Here is a 16,082-nt window from a genome sequence, read left to right on the forward strand (position 1 = left end):
ATGTGCGCGATTTCACTGGCCGAAATGCAAAAAAAAAGGCGACCCGGAGGCCGCCTTTGATGCATCGTTGTTGCTGGCACCCACTACCTCTGAAGCGGCCACTCACATCCGCTTCCTACATCAGCTTTCTTATTTGAGATAGTTGAACAGGGTCAGGTTTTGCATTTTTACGTAGGCCTGCTGCGCGGCAGTCAGAGCCGTCTGCTGCTGCATGAACTGGCTCGTGGCGCTGGCGTAGTCGAGGTCTTGCAGGTTGGAAAGCGTCGTCTTGTACTGCAGTTTTACGTCGTCGCCGATCTGCGCCTGCTGGTCGAGCGTGTTCATGCGTGCGCCGATTTTCGTGCGCGTATTGAGGAAGCTCGTCGATGCCTGATCCAGGTTCTGCAGCTGCGCATTGATCTGGTTGTTCATCGGCGCGCCGCCACCCGGGGCCTCGAACGCGTTGATGATGCCCGCGACCGTGGAAAAGACGTCCTGCGAAGACGACGGTCCCACGGCGAAGGTGTCACCCGCGGCCGGCGTGCCGGTGATATTGAGCTGCGCACCCTTGAAATTGATGGTGCCGGTCTCGCCGGTATACGTACCGGTGCCGATCGGCGGGTCCGTCGGAAGCGCAGACGCGTCGCGGATCTCGTAATCCGTAGCCGTGGTGAAGGTGATCGTATAGTTGCCGCCATCCCAGGCGGAGGCATCGGTGACCGACGTGGAACCGACCACGGCCGTGCCGGTATTGGCGCCGCCCGCGGTTGTGACAAAGGTACCGTTGCCGCCGCGGATGGCCATGAAGACATCCGACCCACTGTCGCCGGTGGCAACTTGTAGCCCTGCGGCTGCCGCGACCATGCGCTGGTCCTGGTCGCCGCCGTAGCTCACCGCGAGGCCATCTATGGTGAATGGCTGCGTCGTCGTACGACTGCCTGCGAAAATATATTCGCCCTGCCCGTCCCTCGTATTGCCGAGAGCCACCAGCTGCTTGAGCGTCTGGCGCAGTTCGGTGGCGATCGACCCGCGCGACTCGTCGGTCTGGGTGCCGTTCACGCCTTCCAGCGTGAGCGAGCGTATGCGGTCGAGGATGTCGCTCGCCGCGTTGAGCGTCGTCTCCTCCACGGAGAGGCGCGTCGTCGCGGATTGGATGTTGCGCGTGTACTGGTCGTTCTGGTTACTGGCGGAGTTCGTGTCGACCGCGCGCGCCGCGGCGGAAGGATTGTCCGCCGGCGTCTGGATCGCCTTGCCGTTGCCGAGTGAAAGCTGGGTCTGCGACAGCTGGTACTGCCTGTCCAGCATGGAATTGACGGCCTGTTGCTGGCCCCATGAAGTGGAGATACGCATGATCAGCCTCGCACCGCGCTCATAAGGGAATCGAAAATCGTGTTCGCCGCGTTGATGACCTGCGCGGATGCCGCGTATGCCTGCTGGAAACGCAACAGGTTGGATGCTTCCTCATCCATGTTCACTCCGGACAGGCTCTGCTGCGATGCCATGGCCTGGTCGAGGATGCTCTGCTGCGCGTCGAGCGCGGTGTTCGCCTGGGCGCCCGCCGTACCCACCTGGGCGATAAGCTGGCTGTAGGACTTGCCTACCGTGGTGACGCCGTTGTCGAGCACGCCCTTATTGGCGACATCCGCCAGGGCGAGCGCGTTTCCGTTGTCACCGCTGGACGATCCCGCCGGCTTCACGCTGAAGGTATCGTTAGCGGCAGGCACGCCGGAAAGCTTGAGCGTCCAGCCGTTCCCGGTGATCGTGTCGCCATCCGTATAGGTCTGCGGCGGACCACCGCCGACCGTGTACGTCGTGGGCGACGTAAAGACGATATCGACCGGCGTGTTGAACGCCGGGTCGGCCGGGTCGGTAACTGTCAGGTTGCCGAGGGTGCCCTTGCCCGTGTTCGTCGCGCCCTTGCTGGCCGCCAGCGGGCCAGAGGCGGCGATCTTGTTCGTGTCGCTGATCGCCACGCCCATGGTGGAGGCGGCATTGCGCGTCGGCTGGATCTGGAAGCTGTCCCCGGCCTGGGGTGTACCCGACGGAACGGTGATGGCCAGGCCGTCGATCAGGATCGGATCGGTCGCGGTGCCGGTGCCGGTGGACGGCACCGTGACGCCGGCCGTGGTCGTGACCGACCAGGCCATGCCATCAAAACGCATGACGTAATCGGACGGACCCAGCTTGCCCACGTCGGTGACCTTGGCCGTGACCTGAGCGTTGCCGGTATTGCCGGTACTGTTGAAGACGGCCGGATCGCCGATATTGAAAAATTTGCCGCCGGCGTCGCCATTGAGGTCGATGCCCTGCGCGTGCTGCTTGTTGAAGGCATCAGTCAGGGCGATGGCCGCGCGACCGAGCTGGTTGCGCGCCGGGTCGAGCACGTTGGTGCGAAAATCGAAGGTTGCGCCGAGGGAACCGGAACCGAACTGGCCGCTGATGATCGATCCGCTCGGTCCGGCAATTTCGAGGCGGGAGGCATCGTACGCGTTCGCAACGGTAGACAGCTGCGTGGCGTCGGTACCGTTAACCAGTGGCTGGCCGTTGCCGATCGAAATCGTGACGGTGTTGTCGCTGCCCTGGCTGACGTTCACGCCGACGATCTGCGACAGCTGCGAGATGGCCTGGTCACGCGAGTCGAGAAGATCGTTCGGCACCGCGCCGCCCACGGATGCCCTCTGGATCTGCGAATTGAGGTCCGCGATGCTTTTTGCCAGGCTATTGATGCTGTCGACCGCGTTGCTGACCTCCTGATTCGTCTGCTGGTCGATCTGCTGGAACTGCGAGGACAGCGAGCGGAACGTGGATACGAGGGAGTTCGCCTTGCCGATCAGTGCCTGCCGGCTGGCGGTATCCACCGGCGCATTGGCCACATCGTTCACAGACCCGAAGAAGCCATCGAGCGCTGATTGCAGGTTGGCCGAGCCACTGACCGCATTATTGGCCGCCGCGGTGAGACCGGCGTACTGCAAGGCCCGGCTCTGTCCGGAGTTGGCCGACCACACCGACTGGGTGAGGAACTGGCTATAGGCACGCTGGACGCTGACGGCGTCGGCGCCCTGTCCGATGTAGTACCCGCCACTGAACTGAGGGGCGCGCGCGTTGAACGTCGTCGTCTGCCGCGTATAGCCGGCGGTGTTGACGTTGCTGATGTTGTGGCCCACGGTCGACAGGCCGACTTGCGAGGCAAGCAGACCCGAAATACCTGTGGAAAGCAGATCGGCCATCGTCGTTTCCTTTTCTAATCCTTCGTTGGCCCGTTACTCAAAGCCCGGCCGCGATGTGCTTCAGCGCGGAGAGCGCCTGCTGCATGACGGGACCATTGGCGATATCGGTGAGTTTCTTCGCGTAGCTGGGATCGGTGGCATAGCCACCCTTGACGAGGGCATGGGCGAACCCCGCCACATCGTCGCCGCGTCCAACCGCCGCCGCATAGCGGGGGCTGCTTGAAACCATGTCGGCATAATCCTTGAACGAGTCGGACGGTGAATCGTAGGCGCGGAAGCTGTCTTTCCTGCGCACCGCCACGCCGCCTTCGTATTCGAGCGTGGGCACGTTCACGCGCTTGCCGTCCCAGCTGTTGCCAGCCTTGATGCCGAACATGTTGAAGCTGGATGTGTGGCCCTGCGCGGGCATGTGCTTGCCCCAGCCTGTCTCGAGGGCGGCCTGGGCCAGCAGTGCGCGTACGGAGACACCGAGCTTCTTCGCGGCCTCGATGGCATGGGGCGCAAGTTTCTGTACGAACTCCTCCGGACTGGACAGCTTTCCGACCGCACCCACAACGGTGTCGGCACCCTCGCCCACGGCCCGTCCGGCGCTGCCGAGCATGCGCTCGAGCGAATCCATGAGGCCACTGTCATGGTCCGATGGCGACGACACGGCGGCGACGGTACCGGCGTCACCCGTGACGTCGGCGAACGGATCGTTGGGTGCCGGGCTCTTTGCCGGGGCGCCCCCAAGCTGGCGCACGAGCATGTCGGCGATGCCGATACCCCTGCCCTGCGAAAGCGTCAGCGAAAGCTGGTGGTCGAACATGTCGCGGTACGCGTTGCCCGCCTGCGACCCCATGATGTCATCACCGAGTGCCGAGCTGGCGTCACGCATGGACTTCAGCATCATCTGGGTGAAGATCGATTCGAACTGCTTCGCGACGGTCGGCAGGGCCGTCTTGGAATCCTTTTGCGCGGCCGCACGCAGGCCGGCGAACGCGGACATGTCTGTGTAGGTGCCGAGCCTCTGGGTATCGACTGGCGCGGCCATCTCAGATCACCACCAGCTCGGCATGCAATGCGCCGGATTCCTTCAGCGCCTGCAGGATGGAGATCAGGTCGCTCGGCGACGCGCCCACCTGGTTCACCGCACGCACGATGGCGTCCAGGCTGGTACCCGGACCGAACTTGAACATGTGGCCACCTTCCTCGCTCACGGCGACCTGGCTGTTCGGCACGACGGCCGTCTGGCCGCGGCTGAACGGTGCCGGCTGGCTTACCTGCGGCTGCTCGCTGATGGTGACCTGGATGGCGCCATGCGCCACCGCGGCCGCACCGACCTTCACGTCGGAACCGATCACGACCGTCCCCGTGCGCGAATTCACGATGATCCGCGCCGGGGCGTCGCCTGGCGTGACTTCCAGCGCCTGGATCGTCGACAGCCAGGCCACGCGCTGGGAAGGGTCCTGCGGCGCGCGTACGGCGACCGACGCCGAGTCGATGGCGTTAGCTGTCCCGGCTCCGAAATTCTGATTCACCGCCTGCGCGATACGCGCGGCGGTCGTGAAATCGGCGGTATTGAGGTTGAGCATGAGGTCGCCACCCTTGTCGAAGGACGACGCCACGCTGCGCTCGATGCTTGCGCCGCCGGGAATGCGGCCGCTGGCGGAAATGTTCACCTGCACGCTCGAGCCGCTCTTGCCCTGCGCGCTCACGCCGCCCACGACGACGCTACCCTGCGCGATGGCATACACCTGCCCGTCGGCGCCCTTCAGCGGCGACATCAGCAGTTCACCACCACGGATACTCTTCGCGTTACTGATCGAAGCGACGGTCACATCGATGCGCTGGCCTGGCTTGGCGAACGGCGGCAGTTCGGCCGTGATCGTTACCGCTGCGGCGTTCTTCAGCTGCGGACGTACGTTGGGCGGCACGTTCACGCCGAACTGCTGGAGCATGTTCTCCAGGCTCTGCGTAGTGAACGGCGACTGGCTGGTCTGGTCGCCGCTGCCGTCGAGCCCGACGACGAGGCCATACCCGATCAGCTGGTTGCTGCGTACGCCACCGACCTGCACAAGGTCGCGGATGCGGTCAGCGTACGCGGGCAGGATGGCGCCGAGCGCCAGCACGGCGATGGAAGCCTGGAGGATGCGGCGAAGGGAACCGAAAGCGTTCATCAGAACGGCATCCACTTCGAGTCGAAGAAGCGCGACAGCCAGCCACGCGTGTTCGAATCGGCCAGCGTGCCCTTGCCCACGTATTCGATACGGGCATCGGCGACGCGGCTGGACGGCACGATGTTGTCGTTGCCGATGTCCTGCGGACGGACGATGCCGGAGATGCGCACCAGCTCCTCGCCCTGGTTGATCGTGAGCCACTTCTCGCCGCGCACGACCAGCGCGCCGTTGGACAGGCGCTGCGCCACCGTGACGGTGATCTCGCCGGTGAGCTGGTTGCTCTGGCTGGACGAGCCGTCGCCGTCGAAGGCGTTGTTGCTGGCGAGCGAGCTGTCGGCGGCCTTGCCGCCGATGCGCAGGCCCTGGCCCAGGATCGTCGGCGACGTGATGGTGTTGCCGTTCTTCTTGCTGGTGCTGGTCGCCGCCTTCTTGCTGGCCTGGGTGGCCTCGACGAGCGTGATTGTCAGGATGTCGCCGATGCGATGCGCACGCGGATCGGCGAACAGTTCCATCGACTGCTGGTCGGCGTAGATGGAACCCGTGGCCTGCGGCTGAGCAGCCGGCTCCACCGGCAGCGTGGCCGTGTACATGGGCTTCGGCGCAGGCGGCACGATGGCGCATCCGCCGAGCGCGAGAAGCGGCAGCGCGGCGACAAGGAAGCGGGTGGAGAGACGATTCATGGGCTGTCTCAGGTCTTGTTGGAGATGAACTGCAGCATCTGGTCGGCTGCCGAGATAGCCTTCGTGTTCATCTCGTAGGCGCGCTGGGTCTCGATCATGTTCACCATTTCCTCGACGACGTTGACGTTCGACGTTTCGAGGGAATTCTGTTCGATGGAGCCGAGCCCGTTGAGCCCGGCGGTTCCGGTCTGCGGCGCGCCGCTTGCTGCCGTCTCCAGGTACAGGTTTTCGCCCCGGGGCTCCAGCCCCGCGGGATTGACGAAGTCGGCGAGCTGGATGGTGCCGATCTGCTGAGACGCCGCGCTCGCCGCCGTGGTCACGCTGACCGTGCCGTCCGTGCCGATGCTGATCGTTTTTGCATTCGCGGGAATCGTGATCGCCGGCTCCAGCGGGTAACCGTCGTTGGTGACGATCTGACCGTCCTGGTCCTGCTTGAGGGCGCCATCGCGCGTATAGCCCACCGTGCCGTCCGGTAGCGTCACCTGGAGGAAGCCACGGCCGTCCACGCGCATGTCCAGCGGGTTGTCCGACTGCTGCACGCCACCCTGCTCGAACATCTTCTGCGTGCCCACCACCCGCACACCGGTGCCGATCATGAAGCCGGTGGGCGACTGGGTCTGTTCGGTCGTCTGCGCGCCGGCCTGGCCGCGGTTCTGGTAGGTCAGGTCCTCGAACTCCGCACGCGAGCGCTTGAAGGCGGTGGTGTTCGTGTTGGCCAGGTTGTTCGACACGACGTCCATGCGCGTCTGCTGCGCATCGAGGCCGGTCTTGGCGATCCAGAGGGACGAGAACATCGTTGACTCCTGCGCGCGGGGCGCTTTACATGCCGGCGACGGTTTTTCGTCGCGTGGCGGCGGTTACCCCACCTGTAGCAATTTCGATGCCGACTGGGCGTTCTCGTCGGCGGCCTTGATCGAACGGACCTGCATCTCGAACTCGCGGGAGAGCGAAATCATCTTCACCAGTACGTCGGACGGGTTGACGTTGCTCGATTCCAGCGCACCGGCATCCACCCGCACGTTCGCGTCCGCGGGTGCCTGGGTACCGTCTTTCATGTGCATCAGGCCATCGCTGGCATAACTCAGCTGGTCGTTGCCCGGGTTGACGAGCTTGATCCGGTCCGTGGTGGCCACGGTGGCCGGCGACTCGCCGAGCGGCACGACGGATATCGTGCCGTCCGAGCCGATCTTCACGCTGGACGCCTGGGGAATCGTAATCGGGCCACCGCCTCCCAACACCGCGTTGCCACGCATGTCTGTCAACAAACCGTCGGCGTCGATGCGCAGGTTACCGGCACGCGTATAGCCCTCGGTGCCGTCCGCTGTCTGCACGGCGATCCAGCCATCGCCCTGCACCGAAATATCCAGATCGTTACCGGTCTGCATGTGGTTGCCGGGAGTGGTATCCCAACCGGTGCCCTGGGCCACGCCGTTGATTCGCGTCTGCAGGCCGTCACCCTGCACGGGCAGGCTCTGGAACGCCGACAGTTCCGCCTTGAAGCCGGCGGTGTTGGCGTTGGCGAGGTTGTGTGCGACTTCGGCCTGCGCACGCATGATCTGCGTGGCGCCCGTCATCGCGACATATACGGAACGGTCCATGGCGGGATCCTCGGGAATCGTCGGGCGTGGACGCGGCGACTTAATTACGGATGTTGATGATGGTCTGTGTCAGCGTGTTGTCGGTCGAGATGACCTGGGCATTCGCCTGGTAGTTGCGCTGTGCCTTGATCATGTTGACCAGCTGGGCGGTCAGGTCGGCCGTGTTCGAGGCCTCGAGCGAACCTGCCTGCACCGTGCCTACGTCACCGGAATTGGCGACGCCACGAACCGGCTGGCCCGATTCGGACGACGGCACCCAGTTGGTATCGTTGAGCTGCCGCAGACCCTGGTTGTTGGCGAACGTGGCGATTGCCAGTTGACCCAGCTTGACGTTCTCGCCATTGGAATAGACAGCCGTCACCGTACCGTCCTTGGCCACGTCGATGTTGGAAAACTTGCCGGCGGCATAACCGTCGGTAGGCGCCGCCGTGGTCGCGTACTTGTCGCCGAACTGGGTGACCTTGCTGACGTCGACGGTCACGTTCAATGGCGCGGCACCGGGATTGGGCGAGACCGTGCCGAAGGCGAGCTTGCCGTTCGCCGGGACGGTGATCGCACCGCCCGAACTGAACGAAATCTGCTGCTGGCCTCCCACCTGCGTGCCGTCGATCGTCATATAGGCGGCCCACGTGTTCGGATCGGTCGCGTCCTTCACGTAATACACGTTGGTCGTATGCGTGGCGCCGAGCGAGTCGTATGACTGGAACGTCGAGGAGTAGTTGTAGGTCTTGTCGTCGGTAGGATCGAACACGCCGCCGGTCGGTGGCGTGTCGCTGGACGAGAGGTTGGCCGTGAGATTGACGACGGTCGTGGCCTTGGCCGGGCTCGATCCGGTGGTGATCTTCAGGTCCGCCAGGGCGCTGGTGTCGAAAGCCCCCGACGCCGTGGGCGGATATGCCTGCACGAACTGGCCGGTGGCATTGACGATGTTGCCGTCGGGATCCGGATGGAAGTTACCGGCGCGCGAATAGGAGTAGCCGGCGCCGTCGCGGAGGGTGAAAAACCCCGCGCCGCTCAGGGCGAAATCGTAGGAGTTACCGGTCTGCGTGGAATCGCCGTCGCTGAACTGCTGGGCGATGTTGGTCAGGCGCACACCGCTGCCGGCGGCATTGGCGGAGAGGTTGTCCCCTGCCACCGAATAGACCTGGGAAAACTCGGCACGCGAACCCTTGAAGCCGACAGTATTCACGTTGGCGATGTTGTTCGCGGTGACTTCCAGATCGGTGGACGCCGCGTTGAGCCCGCTGAGGGCGATATCGAATGGCATGGTGATTGTCCTTGCTGGGGCTTACAGGATTTGCGCGATCTGACTGAGCAGGGCGCCGCCGTAGCCGGCCACCTGCAGATACGTACCGTCTGTGCCCGAGGCACCGACGCCTTCCACTTTTCCGCGAACGAAGGTATCGACCGCGTCGCCGCCGGAAGTGGCGGAAATCTGGTACACGCCGTCGTCAAGCTGCGTGCCGTCGTCGGATTTACCGTCCCAGGAAAACTGGACAAGCCCGGCATCCGGCTGGCCGAGCGGGATGGTGCGAACCACGGTGCCGCTCGAATCCTTGATCTGCACGTTCACGTAGGTGCCCGAAGTGCCGACGTTCACGGCACCGTTGAGTTCGCCTTCGGTGAGCTTGCCCGCCGCGGACGGCACGAGTACTTCCTTTCCGACCAGCGCGGAGGCGCGCACGAACTGGTCGCCGGTGAGGTTGGAGGCGAGCGAGTCGAACGACTGCTGCAGTTCCTGGGTGGCGGCCACCTGCGAGAACTGCGCCATCTGGGCCACCATCTGCGTGGAGTCCATCGGCTTGGTCGGATCCTGGTTGGTCATCTGCGTGACCATGAGCTTCAGGAAATCCGACTGGCTCAGCGTTTGCTGCTGCAGCTGGCTGGAAGAAGACTGCTGGGAGGAGGAATTGCCGTTGACGGAATCGACTGCCATGGGAGGGCCCTTACTTGCCGAGGTCCAGCGTCTTCTGCATGAGCGTCTTGGCGCTGTTCATGACTTCGACGTTGTTCTGATAGGAGCGCGACGCGGAGATCATGTTGACCAGTTCGTCGACCGGGTTGACGTTGCTCGAGTACACATAGCCATCGGCGTCCGCGAGCGGATTGGACGGTTCGTAGCGCGACTGGATGGGCGCCTGGCTTTCCGTCACGCCAAGCGCGCGCACGCCGGCGTTTTCCATCTGCCCGTTGACCTGCTGCTGCACCGCCGAGAACAGCGGTTGCTTCGCGTGGTACGCCGCCGCCTCGCTGCTGGCGAGGCTGTCGGCGTTGGCCATGTTGCTGGCGGTGGTGTTTAGGCGCGCGGACTGCGCGGCCATGCCGGAACCGGCGACGTCGAAAATCCTGAGCAGGCTCATGAGGCGGATCCGGTGATGGCCAGGCGCATGGTGTGGATCTGGCCATTGATGAAGCCGAGCGACGCCTGGTAGTGGATGGCGTTGGCGGCAAACTGGGCCTGCTCGACCTGGGAATCGACCGTGTTGCCGTCCATCGTCGGCTGGGTCTGTGCCCGGTAGGCAAGCGTGTCGGCATCGGCCAGGGCGGCCGCGGGATTGCCCCCGATATGGCCTGGCTCGGTGGCCGTCATCGGCAACGCATTGCCTTCTGTCGCGCCCGTGGCGGCCTGCATGACCTTGCGGAAATCGAGGTCGCGGGCCAGAAATCCCGGGGTGTCGGCATTGGCGAGGTTCGAGGAAATCACCTCGGCACGGCGCTGCCACAGGCCGAGGGCCTGCGCGTGGACGCCGAACAATGCATCGGGTTTGTCGATCATGGGCCCTACCCCCTTGTGACCTTGGCGAGGGGGTTCGAGCAATTCGCGTGCCATGCCTCGGGCACGAACGTGAAATGGCGGCGTGGCGCCGTTTCAGGCGGTGGGCAGCTAGCGAAAGCGCGCAGGCGCCGGAAATCCGACGCGCATGGAAGTCACCGGGCGACGGGGAACCGCCGCACCATGTCAGGCCGGCAGAAGGTCGAGGACGGCGGTTGCCAGCACGTCCGGCTGGAATTTCGCGATGAAGCGGTCCGCTCCGACGCGCGCCACCATCGCCTCATTGAATACACCGCTCAGGGAACTGTGCAGAAGGACCTTCAGGTGGCGCAGCTGGGCGTCCTCGCGGATGGCGCGGGTAAGCGCGTAGCCATCCATCAAGGGCATCTCGATATCGGAAACCACGAGGGCGACCCGATCGGCGACGGGGCCCATCGTCAACGTGCGTAGAACGTCGAGACCTTCGCTGCCATCCTTCGCCACGACGCATTCCAGGTCCAGCTTGCGGAACAGGTCGACCAGCTGGGTACGCGCCACCATGGAGTCGTCCACCACCAGCAGCCGCCGGTTGCCCGTTTGCTGGATCTGGGCTGCCTGCTGCACGCGGTCGGAAATCTCCACGGCCCGCGGATCGACGCTGGCCAGCACCTGCTCCACGTCGACGATGGCGAGCAGGTCGCCGTCGAGGCGGGTCACGGCATTCACACGGGTTCCATAGCCGAGGGCCGACGGTGGCGCCGCCATCTGCACGCCGTCCACGTGCACTATGCGGTCCACGTCGGAGACCAGGAAGCCCTGCACCGACCGATTGAACTCGGTGACGATGAGGTGCGCCGTGTCCACGGCAGCCAGCGGCGGGTAGCCCATGGCGGCGGCGAGGTCGATCACCGGGATGGTGTTGCCGCGGTAGTCGAAACTGCCCGAGACCAGTTCGTGCATGCTGGGCATCCGCTCCATGGGCGGCCGGCGCAGCACCTCCCGCACTTTGAAGACGTTGATGCCGAAGGCCTGCTTGTCGCCCAGCCGGAACAGCAGCATGGCCACGCGGTTGTGGCCGGCCAGCCGGGTGAAGGTATCCACGGTGTCGAGGAGCGGTCGGGCCATGGGCTGCACGTGCGTCGAAGAAGGTGTCGCGAACCGTATCGGCCACTAACGCCATACCTGTAGGAGCGCGCCTTGCGCGCGACAGGTTGTCGCCAGGAGCAACAGGCCCTTTGACTCACGGCCCCAAACGCTGTCGCGCGCAAGGCGCGCTCCTACGGTTGGGCAGGTGGCACATGGATTGCATGATTCAAGAAACAGCGCGCCCGACCGATCTATTAGGCCGACCATCCGTAGAGCGATAGCGAAATCATGACCCTCCTCTGGAGCCAGCACGTCCGCCTCCTCGCCCATGCCGCCGCCTGTGGCGACGCGGCGCGGGTCCGCTCGTTGGCCGCACAGTATCCTGCCGCCGCCAGCGCGCTGGGCGCCTTGCTCAAGCCCGCGGAGCCGCGCGCGGTGGCGGCCACGACGATCCAGGCCATCGAACAGCAGGGCATGGCGCTGATCAATACGCAGGCGCTCGGCACGACACTCCTTGAACTAGGCACCGCCGTCGAAGGCGCTCGCGATACCGCCGGACGTTTGACGGAGGCCAGCGCCAGGATTTCGACGGCGCTCGACCATGCCCATGCCAGCGTTGCCGGTGTGGCGGATGCGGGAAGCCAGGGCCAGGCGACTTCATCCGAACTCGACGGCCAGCTACGCCTCCTGCGCAGCGCGCTCTCCGGCATGAGCCGCAACCACGCCCAGTTTTCCGAATACTTCACCGCCATCCGCAAGCTCACGGCCACGGTGCAGGACATCGCGCACCAGACCAACCTCGTGGCGCTCAACGCCGCCATCGAAGCCGCACGCGCCGGCGAAGCCGGCCGCGGTTTCGCGGTGGTGGCCGACGAAGTAAAGCAACTGGCCGAAAAGACCACCCAGGCCACCGCCGAAATCGACCAGGTCACGCAAGCCGTGGGCGAATTCTCCGGCCACCTCGACGATGCCGTGCAGACCAGCCTCCGCCGCCTCGAACAGTCGCATTCCGGCATCGCCGGGATGCAGGCCTCGCTCGGAAAGGTGGACGACGCCGTGCGCGGCGCGCGCGGCAGCCTCGACGCGGCACGTGAAGGCATCGGCGCGCTGCAGGGCCGGGTTGCCGCCATCCAGGCCACCCAGTCCACGCTGGGACGCGTGAGCAACGAGGCACGCCGCCAGGCCGACGCCTCGGCGCGTGCGGTGGTGCTCGCCCATCGCCTCGGTCTTTCCCGCCTGGAAACCGAGGGCAACCTCGACGCCGCCAGCCTCAGCCAGATGATCCGCGAAGCCAGCCAGGGCCTGCGTTACGCACTGGAACTCGCTTCGCGCGACCCGTCCGGCCTCGATCGCCGCTGGCTCGACACCACGCCGATGATGCGCTGCATCGACCAACTCCGTGCGCTCCGTCCGGACGGCTCGGCGGACGCCGTGCGCGCCGCGGGCGAATGCTTCTCGTCGCTCGCCTCCCAATACGCCATCACCCTCGGCGAAGGCCGGCACGCGGATGCGAGTCACATGCTCCCGGGCCTCACCCGCGAGCTGGACGCCATCACGCAAGGGCTCTCCGCTTCCATGGCAGAGCGAGCCGCGTGAATCCGGCAAGCCGCCTCTCGCCGATATGTAGGAGCGCGCCTCGCGCGCGACCGCCTTTCGCTTCCGTCATCCAGCTGGCGCGCCAGCTCCGCGGCACGGCGCCAAAACATGTCGCGCGCAAGGCGCGCTCCTACATAGGTTGGGCGCTGTTCGTCAGCGCGTTTCCCGCGGCGGCGACACAGTCGCTCGAGGCCGTGCGCGCGACAGCGGTGGACTGGCTTCAGCAACACCGGACCTTGCCAGGGGGACGCATGACGGCCGAAGCCTCGCCGCTGGACAGCCGCCTGCAACTGGCCGACTGCGCAGCGCCGCTGGAGGTCTCGATGCCCGGCAATCGCCGTCTCACCGCGCGCGTCAGTGTCAGCGTCCATTGCCCGGTCACCGGCGGCTGGACGGTGCGCGTGCCGGTCCGCCTGAAGATGCTCACCAACGTGCTGGTCACCAGCCGCCCGCTCGCTCGCGGCGACGGCATCGGCGCGGCCGACGTCCATGTCGAGGAACGGGACGTCGCCGGCCTCGCGTATGGCTATGTGGCCGCGCTCGACCAGGTCGACGGCCGCTCGCCCGCCCGCCCGCTCAACGCGGGCACCGTGCTCACCCCCGGGATGCTTGCCGGCCGCCAGGCCGTGCGCACCGGCGACTCGGTGAGCATGGAGGCCAGCGTGGAGGGCGTCACCATCCATGCCGATGGCGTGGCCATGGGCGCCGGCGATACCGGGTCGAGGATCAAGGTTCGCAACGCGTCGTCGGGCAAGGTGCTCGACGCCATCGTCAGCGGCCCGGGCACGGTCGCCGTCCTGCCATGAACGAAAACGACTCCTGTTACATTCCGCGGCCTAGGGCCGGTTAAAGTTCGCCGGCGGACCGCCGATATAGGGTCTGACGGAACAAAGCTCCGAGGGATATACCCATGACGAACACCATCAAACCCGGCCTCCAGGCGCCGCAGCCGCAGGTTCAGCTGCGCACCCAGAACCCCGCCGCCGGCTCGACCGGCTCCGCGCAGGGCGCGGGCACGGTGCGTCCGAGCGACGACAGCGTCAAGATCACCGATTCGGCCAAGGCGCTCGACGCCGCCAGCCGTGGCGACGGCATCGACACGAAGCGCGTGGGAGAAATCCGCTCCCGCCTCGCCGATGGCACCTACAAGCCGGATGCCCAGGCCATCGCCAGCAAGTTTCTTGCGCTGGAAGGCCAGATCGGTGGCGGCAAGGCATGAGCCAGCCGCTGGGCCGGGACTTCGACACGGCGCTGGTCGCCGTCATGGGCGAACTCGCCGGTGAGGTCGATGCCCTGCATGCCAGCCTGATCGACGAGCGCATGGCGCTCGACCAGAGCGATACCAAGGCACTGGAAACCGCGGGCCGTGCCAAGGGCGACCTGCTCGACCGCATCGAAAAGCTCGAGGTCGAACGCCGGCAGCTGAGCGAGGCCGCCGGCATCGACAGCCTGGCCGACCCGCGCTGGGCACTAACGATCGAGCGCCTGCGTGAGTGCAGAAACCTCAACGAAGTGAATGGTCGCATCGTCGGCCAGCGGATGAGCCACATACGCCAGGCGCTTGCGGTACTGTCCGGGGAGGCGCCAGGGGGTTCCACCTACGGCCCCAACGGCGTAGCCAAGGTGAAGCTCCGTTCCGCGACGCTTGCACAGGTTTGACCGCGACGAAACAGCGACACTCGAGTTCCCACCCAGACGGTGCAAGAAGATAGCAATGGCAGTAACCCAGCTGACTGCGGTGAATGACGACGGCATCCTCCCCATCGTCCGTGTGCCGATCATGGACAGGAAGCAATCGCTGTTCGCGTATGAACTGCTGTTCCCGCGACCGATCGGGAGCGACATCGACGCTGCCGCGCTCGCGCATACGCAGGCGACGCTGAGCGCCATTGCCGATGGCAGCCTGAAGCGGCTGGTGCGCGACAACCGCGCCTTCCTGCACATGTCGCGCGACCTGCTTCTTCAGCACGCCGATATCCTGCGTCATAACGCACGCCTGGGTGCCAGCATCAGCGCTGACGTCGGCACCGACGAACCGCTGCTGGAGAAGCTGCGCGAGATGAAGGGCCATGGCTGCCTGTTCATGCTCGAGGACTTCAACCTGCCCGCCGACCCGGAACACCGGGCCGGCGTGGATGCGTTGCTGCGTATCGTGCAGTTCGCCAAAGTGGCCGTTGATCATCGTCATCCTCTGGCCGCGCGTGCGCACATGGATTACGTGCACGCGTTCGGCGTCAAGGTGATCGTCACCGGCGTCGATACCCACGAAACCTTCGTCGATTATGCCGACCAGGAGGTCGACGGCTTCCAGGGCAAGTACCTGCTCCGTCCCGAGCGCGTCGACATGCCACGTCTCACCCCGAGCAAGCTCGGCGTGCTGCGCCTCATGGGCGCACTGCAGGATCCGGAAAACGGCCCGGTCGAACTGGGCACGATCATTCGCGACGACGCGATCCTCAGCTACAAGCTCCTGGGTTGCGTGAACTCCGCCTATTTCGCCCTGCCCCGCCAGCTGAAGTCGGTGGAGCAGGCAGCGGTGTTCTTCGGTGTCAATCGCATGCGCAACTGGATCTTCACCATGGCCGTCTCCGGCATGGATGAGCGTCCGCCGGAACTGCTGCGCCTCGCGCTCATTCGCGCGCACATGTGCGAGAAACTGGCCCGCGCGGTGAAGCCTGAACTACAGGAAATGGCTTTTACCGCCGGCCTGTTCTCGTTGCTCGACACGCTGATGAACGTGTCGATGGCCTACGTGCTGGAACACCTGCCGCTGGCCATCGAAATCCGCGAAGCGCTGCTCGATGGCACTGGCCCCTTCGCCCCGATCCTCGACCAGATCCGCCACTGGGAGCAGGGCGAACTGGAAAACGATTCGGCGCTGCGCGAGCAGCACGTGGCCGCCATGGCCACGATCTACGTGGAGGCCGCCGCCTGGGCCGACCACGTCTACTCATTCGCCGACGGTACCGCCGCCGCGTAGGAGCGTGCCTGCGCGCGACATCTTT

General features: G+C 65.3%; 17 protein-coding genes. 5 read left to right on the plus strand and 12 right to left on the minus strand.

Features of this window, described 5'->3' with window-relative positions; all coding sequences use genetic code 11:
- Nucleotides 1-129: 129 nt before the first annotated feature.
- From flgL to VGM71_RS12985, 12 genes are all read right to left on the minus strand, one after another.
- Entirely contained in the window at nt 130-1,329 is a 1,200-nt protein-coding gene (gene flgL / locus VGM71_RS12930; RefSeq protein WP_331545763.1) for a flagellar hook-associated protein FlgL, read from the minus strand.
- A gap of 2 nt (nt 1,330-1,331) precedes the next feature.
- Nucleotides 1,332-3,206, minus strand: coding sequence for a flagellar hook-associated protein FlgK (gene flgK, locus VGM71_RS12935; RefSeq protein WP_331545765.1), 1,875 nt, complete (start codon nt 3,204-3,206; stop codon nt 1,332-1,334).
- Between the two features lie 37 nt (nt 3,207-3,243).
- Nucleotides 3,244-4,194: a flagellar assembly peptidoglycan hydrolase FlgJ gene (gene flgJ / locus VGM71_RS12940; RefSeq protein WP_331545767.1), complete on the minus strand. Its 951-nt coding sequence runs from the start codon at nt 4,192-4,194 to the stop codon at nt 3,244-3,246.
- A 46-nt stretch (nt 4,195-4,240) separates the two neighbouring features.
- Complete coding sequence (locus tag VGM71_RS12945) at nt 4,241-5,365, minus strand: flagellar basal body P-ring protein FlgI (protein WP_331545769.1); 1,125 nt, start codon at nt 5,363-5,365, stop codon at nt 4,241-4,243.
- Nucleotides 5,365-6,045 carry a flagellar basal body L-ring protein FlgH gene (gene flgH, locus VGM71_RS12950; RefSeq protein WP_331545771.1) on the minus strand — a complete coding sequence of 227 codons (681 nt, stop codon included), beginning with the start codon at nt 6,043-6,045 and terminating at the stop codon, nt 5,365-5,367. Before flgH ends, VGM71_RS12945 begins: the two co-directional genes overlap by 1 nt.
- A gap of 8 nt (nt 6,046-6,053) precedes the next feature.
- Complete coding sequence (gene flgG / locus VGM71_RS12955; protein WP_331545773.1) at nt 6,054-6,839, minus strand: flagellar basal-body rod protein FlgG; 786 nt, start codon at nt 6,837-6,839, stop codon at nt 6,054-6,056.
- A 63-nt stretch (nt 6,840-6,902) separates the two neighbouring features.
- Nucleotides 6,903-7,643 (minus strand): flagellar basal-body rod protein FlgF, encoded by a 741-nt coding sequence (gene flgF, locus VGM71_RS12960; RefSeq protein WP_331545775.1) that lies wholly within the window; start codon nt 7,641-7,643, stop codon nt 6,903-6,905.
- Nucleotides 7,644-7,683: 40 nt separating this feature from the next.
- A complete protein-coding gene (gene flgE, locus VGM71_RS12965) occupies nt 7,684-8,910 on the minus strand; it encodes a flagellar hook protein FlgE (RefSeq protein WP_331545777.1) in 1,227 nt (408 codons plus the stop codon).
- Between the two features lie 21 nt (nt 8,911-8,931).
- Entirely contained in the window at nt 8,932-9,579 is a 648-nt protein-coding gene (locus tag VGM71_RS12970; protein WP_331545779.1) for a flagellar hook assembly protein FlgD, read from the minus strand.
- A gap of 10 nt (nt 9,580-9,589) precedes the next feature.
- On the minus strand, nt 9,590-10,003 hold the full coding sequence (gene flgC / locus VGM71_RS12975) for a flagellar basal body rod protein FlgC (protein ID WP_331545781.1): 414 nt from the start codon (nt 10,001-10,003) through the stop codon (nt 9,590-9,592).
- The gene (gene flgB, locus VGM71_RS12980; protein WP_331545783.1) at nt 10,000-10,419 is read right to left on the minus strand and encodes a flagellar basal body rod protein FlgB; all 420 of its coding nucleotides are present in this window, start codon (nt 10,417-10,419) and stop codon (nt 10,000-10,002) included. Before flgB ends, flgC begins: the two co-directional genes overlap by 4 nt.
- A 183-nt stretch (nt 10,420-10,602) precedes the next feature.
- Complete coding sequence (locus tag VGM71_RS12985; protein WP_331545785.1) at nt 10,603-11,520, minus strand: chemotaxis protein; 918 nt, start codon at nt 11,518-11,520, stop codon at nt 10,603-10,605.
- 249 nt (nt 11,521-11,769) lie between these two features.
- Between VGM71_RS12985 and VGM71_RS12990 the strand changes: the two genes are divergently transcribed.
- The 5 genes from VGM71_RS12990 to VGM71_RS13010 all read left to right on the plus strand — a co-directional run bounded on the left by VGM71_RS12990 (nt 11,770) and on the right by VGM71_RS13010 (nt 16,057).
- Nucleotides 11,770-13,077: a methyl-accepting chemotaxis protein gene (locus VGM71_RS12990; protein ID WP_331545787.1), complete on the plus strand. Its 1,308-nt coding sequence runs from the start codon at nt 11,770-11,772 to the stop codon at nt 13,075-13,077.
- Nucleotides 13,078-13,271: 194 nt separating this feature from the next.
- Entirely contained in the window at nt 13,272-13,883 is a 612-nt protein-coding gene (gene flgA / locus VGM71_RS12995) for a flagellar basal body P-ring formation chaperone FlgA (RefSeq protein WP_414675131.1), read from the plus strand.
- 104 nt (nt 13,884-13,987) lie between these two features.
- Entirely contained in the window at nt 13,988-14,296 is a 309-nt protein-coding gene (flgM, locus tag VGM71_RS13000) for a flagellar biosynthesis anti-sigma factor FlgM (RefSeq protein WP_331545789.1), read from the plus strand.
- Entirely contained in the window at nt 14,293-14,736 is a 444-nt protein-coding gene (locus tag VGM71_RS13005) for a flagellar protein FlgN (RefSeq protein ID WP_331545791.1), read from the plus strand. The genes flgM and VGM71_RS13005 overlap by 4 nt, the downstream gene beginning before the upstream one ends.
- Nucleotides 14,737-14,791: 55 nt before the next feature.
- Nucleotides 14,792-16,057: an EAL and HDOD domain-containing protein gene (locus VGM71_RS13010; protein ID WP_331545793.1), complete on the plus strand. Its 1,266-nt coding sequence runs from the start codon at nt 14,792-14,794 to the stop codon at nt 16,055-16,057.
- The last annotated feature ends 25 nt before the right edge of the window (nt 16,058-16,082 follow it).

Origin of the sequence: Luteibacter sp. (assembly GCF_036499525.1) — a bacterium.
GTDB lineage: Bacteria > Pseudomonadota > Gammaproteobacteria > Xanthomonadales > Rhodanobacteraceae > Luteibacter.

What these genes read in the sequence shown, in the direction of transcription:
- flgL (WP_331545763.1), bottom strand. Translation starts at nt 1,329, where the DNA reads ATGCGTATCTCCACTTCATGGGGCCAGCAACAGGCCGTCAATTCCATG.
- flgK (WP_331545765.1), bottom strand. Translation starts at nt 3,206, where the DNA reads ATGGCCGATCTGCTTTCCACAGGTATTTCGGGTCTGCTTGCCTCGCAA.
- flgJ (WP_331545767.1), bottom strand. Translation starts at nt 4,194, where the DNA reads ATGTCCGCGTTCGCCGGCCTGCGTGCGGCCGCGCAAAAGGATTCCAAG.
- VGM71_RS12945 (WP_331545769.1), bottom strand. Translation starts at nt 5,365, where the DNA reads ATGAACGCTTTCGGTTCCCTTCGCCGCATCCTCCAGGCTTCCATCGCC.
- flgH (WP_331545771.1), bottom strand. Translation starts at nt 6,045, where the DNA reads ATGAATCGTCTCTCCACCCGCTTCCTTGTCGCCGCGCTGCCGCTTCTC.
- flgG (WP_331545773.1), bottom strand. Translation starts at nt 6,839, where the DNA reads ATGTTCTCGTCCCTCTGGATCGCCAAGACCGGCCTCGATGCGCAGCAG.
- flgF (WP_331545775.1), bottom strand. Translation starts at nt 7,643, where the DNA reads ATGGACCGTTCCGTATATGTCGCGATGACGGGCGCCACGCAGATCATG.
- flgE (WP_331545777.1), bottom strand. Translation starts at nt 8,910, where the DNA reads ATGCCATTCGATATCGCCCTCAGCGGGCTCAACGCGGCGTCCACCGAT.
- VGM71_RS12970 (WP_331545779.1), bottom strand. Translation starts at nt 9,579, where the DNA reads ATGGCAGTCGATTCCGTCAACGGCAATTCCTCCTCCCAGCAGTCTTCT.
- flgC (WP_331545781.1), bottom strand. Translation starts at nt 10,003, where the DNA reads ATGAGCCTGCTCAGGATTTTCGACGTCGCCGGTTCCGGCATGGCCGCG.
- flgB (WP_331545783.1), bottom strand. Translation starts at nt 10,419, where the DNA reads ATGATCGACAAACCCGATGCATTGTTCGGCGTCCACGCGCAGGCCCTC.
- VGM71_RS12985 (WP_331545785.1), bottom strand. Translation starts at nt 11,520, where the DNA reads ATGGCCCGACCGCTCCTCGACACCGTGGATACCTTCACCCGGCTGGCC.
- VGM71_RS12990 (WP_331545787.1), top strand. Translation starts at nt 11,770, where the DNA reads ATGACCCTCCTCTGGAGCCAGCACGTCCGCCTCCTCGCCCATGCCGCC.
- flgM (WP_331545789.1), top strand. Translation starts at nt 13,988, where the DNA reads ATGACGAACACCATCAAACCCGGCCTCCAGGCGCCGCAGCCGCAGGTT.
- VGM71_RS13005 (WP_331545791.1), top strand. Translation starts at nt 14,293, where the DNA reads ATGAGCCAGCCGCTGGGCCGGGACTTCGACACGGCGCTGGTCGCCGTC.
- VGM71_RS13010 (WP_331545793.1), top strand. Translation starts at nt 14,792, where the DNA reads ATGGCAGTAACCCAGCTGACTGCGGTGAATGACGACGGCATCCTCCCC.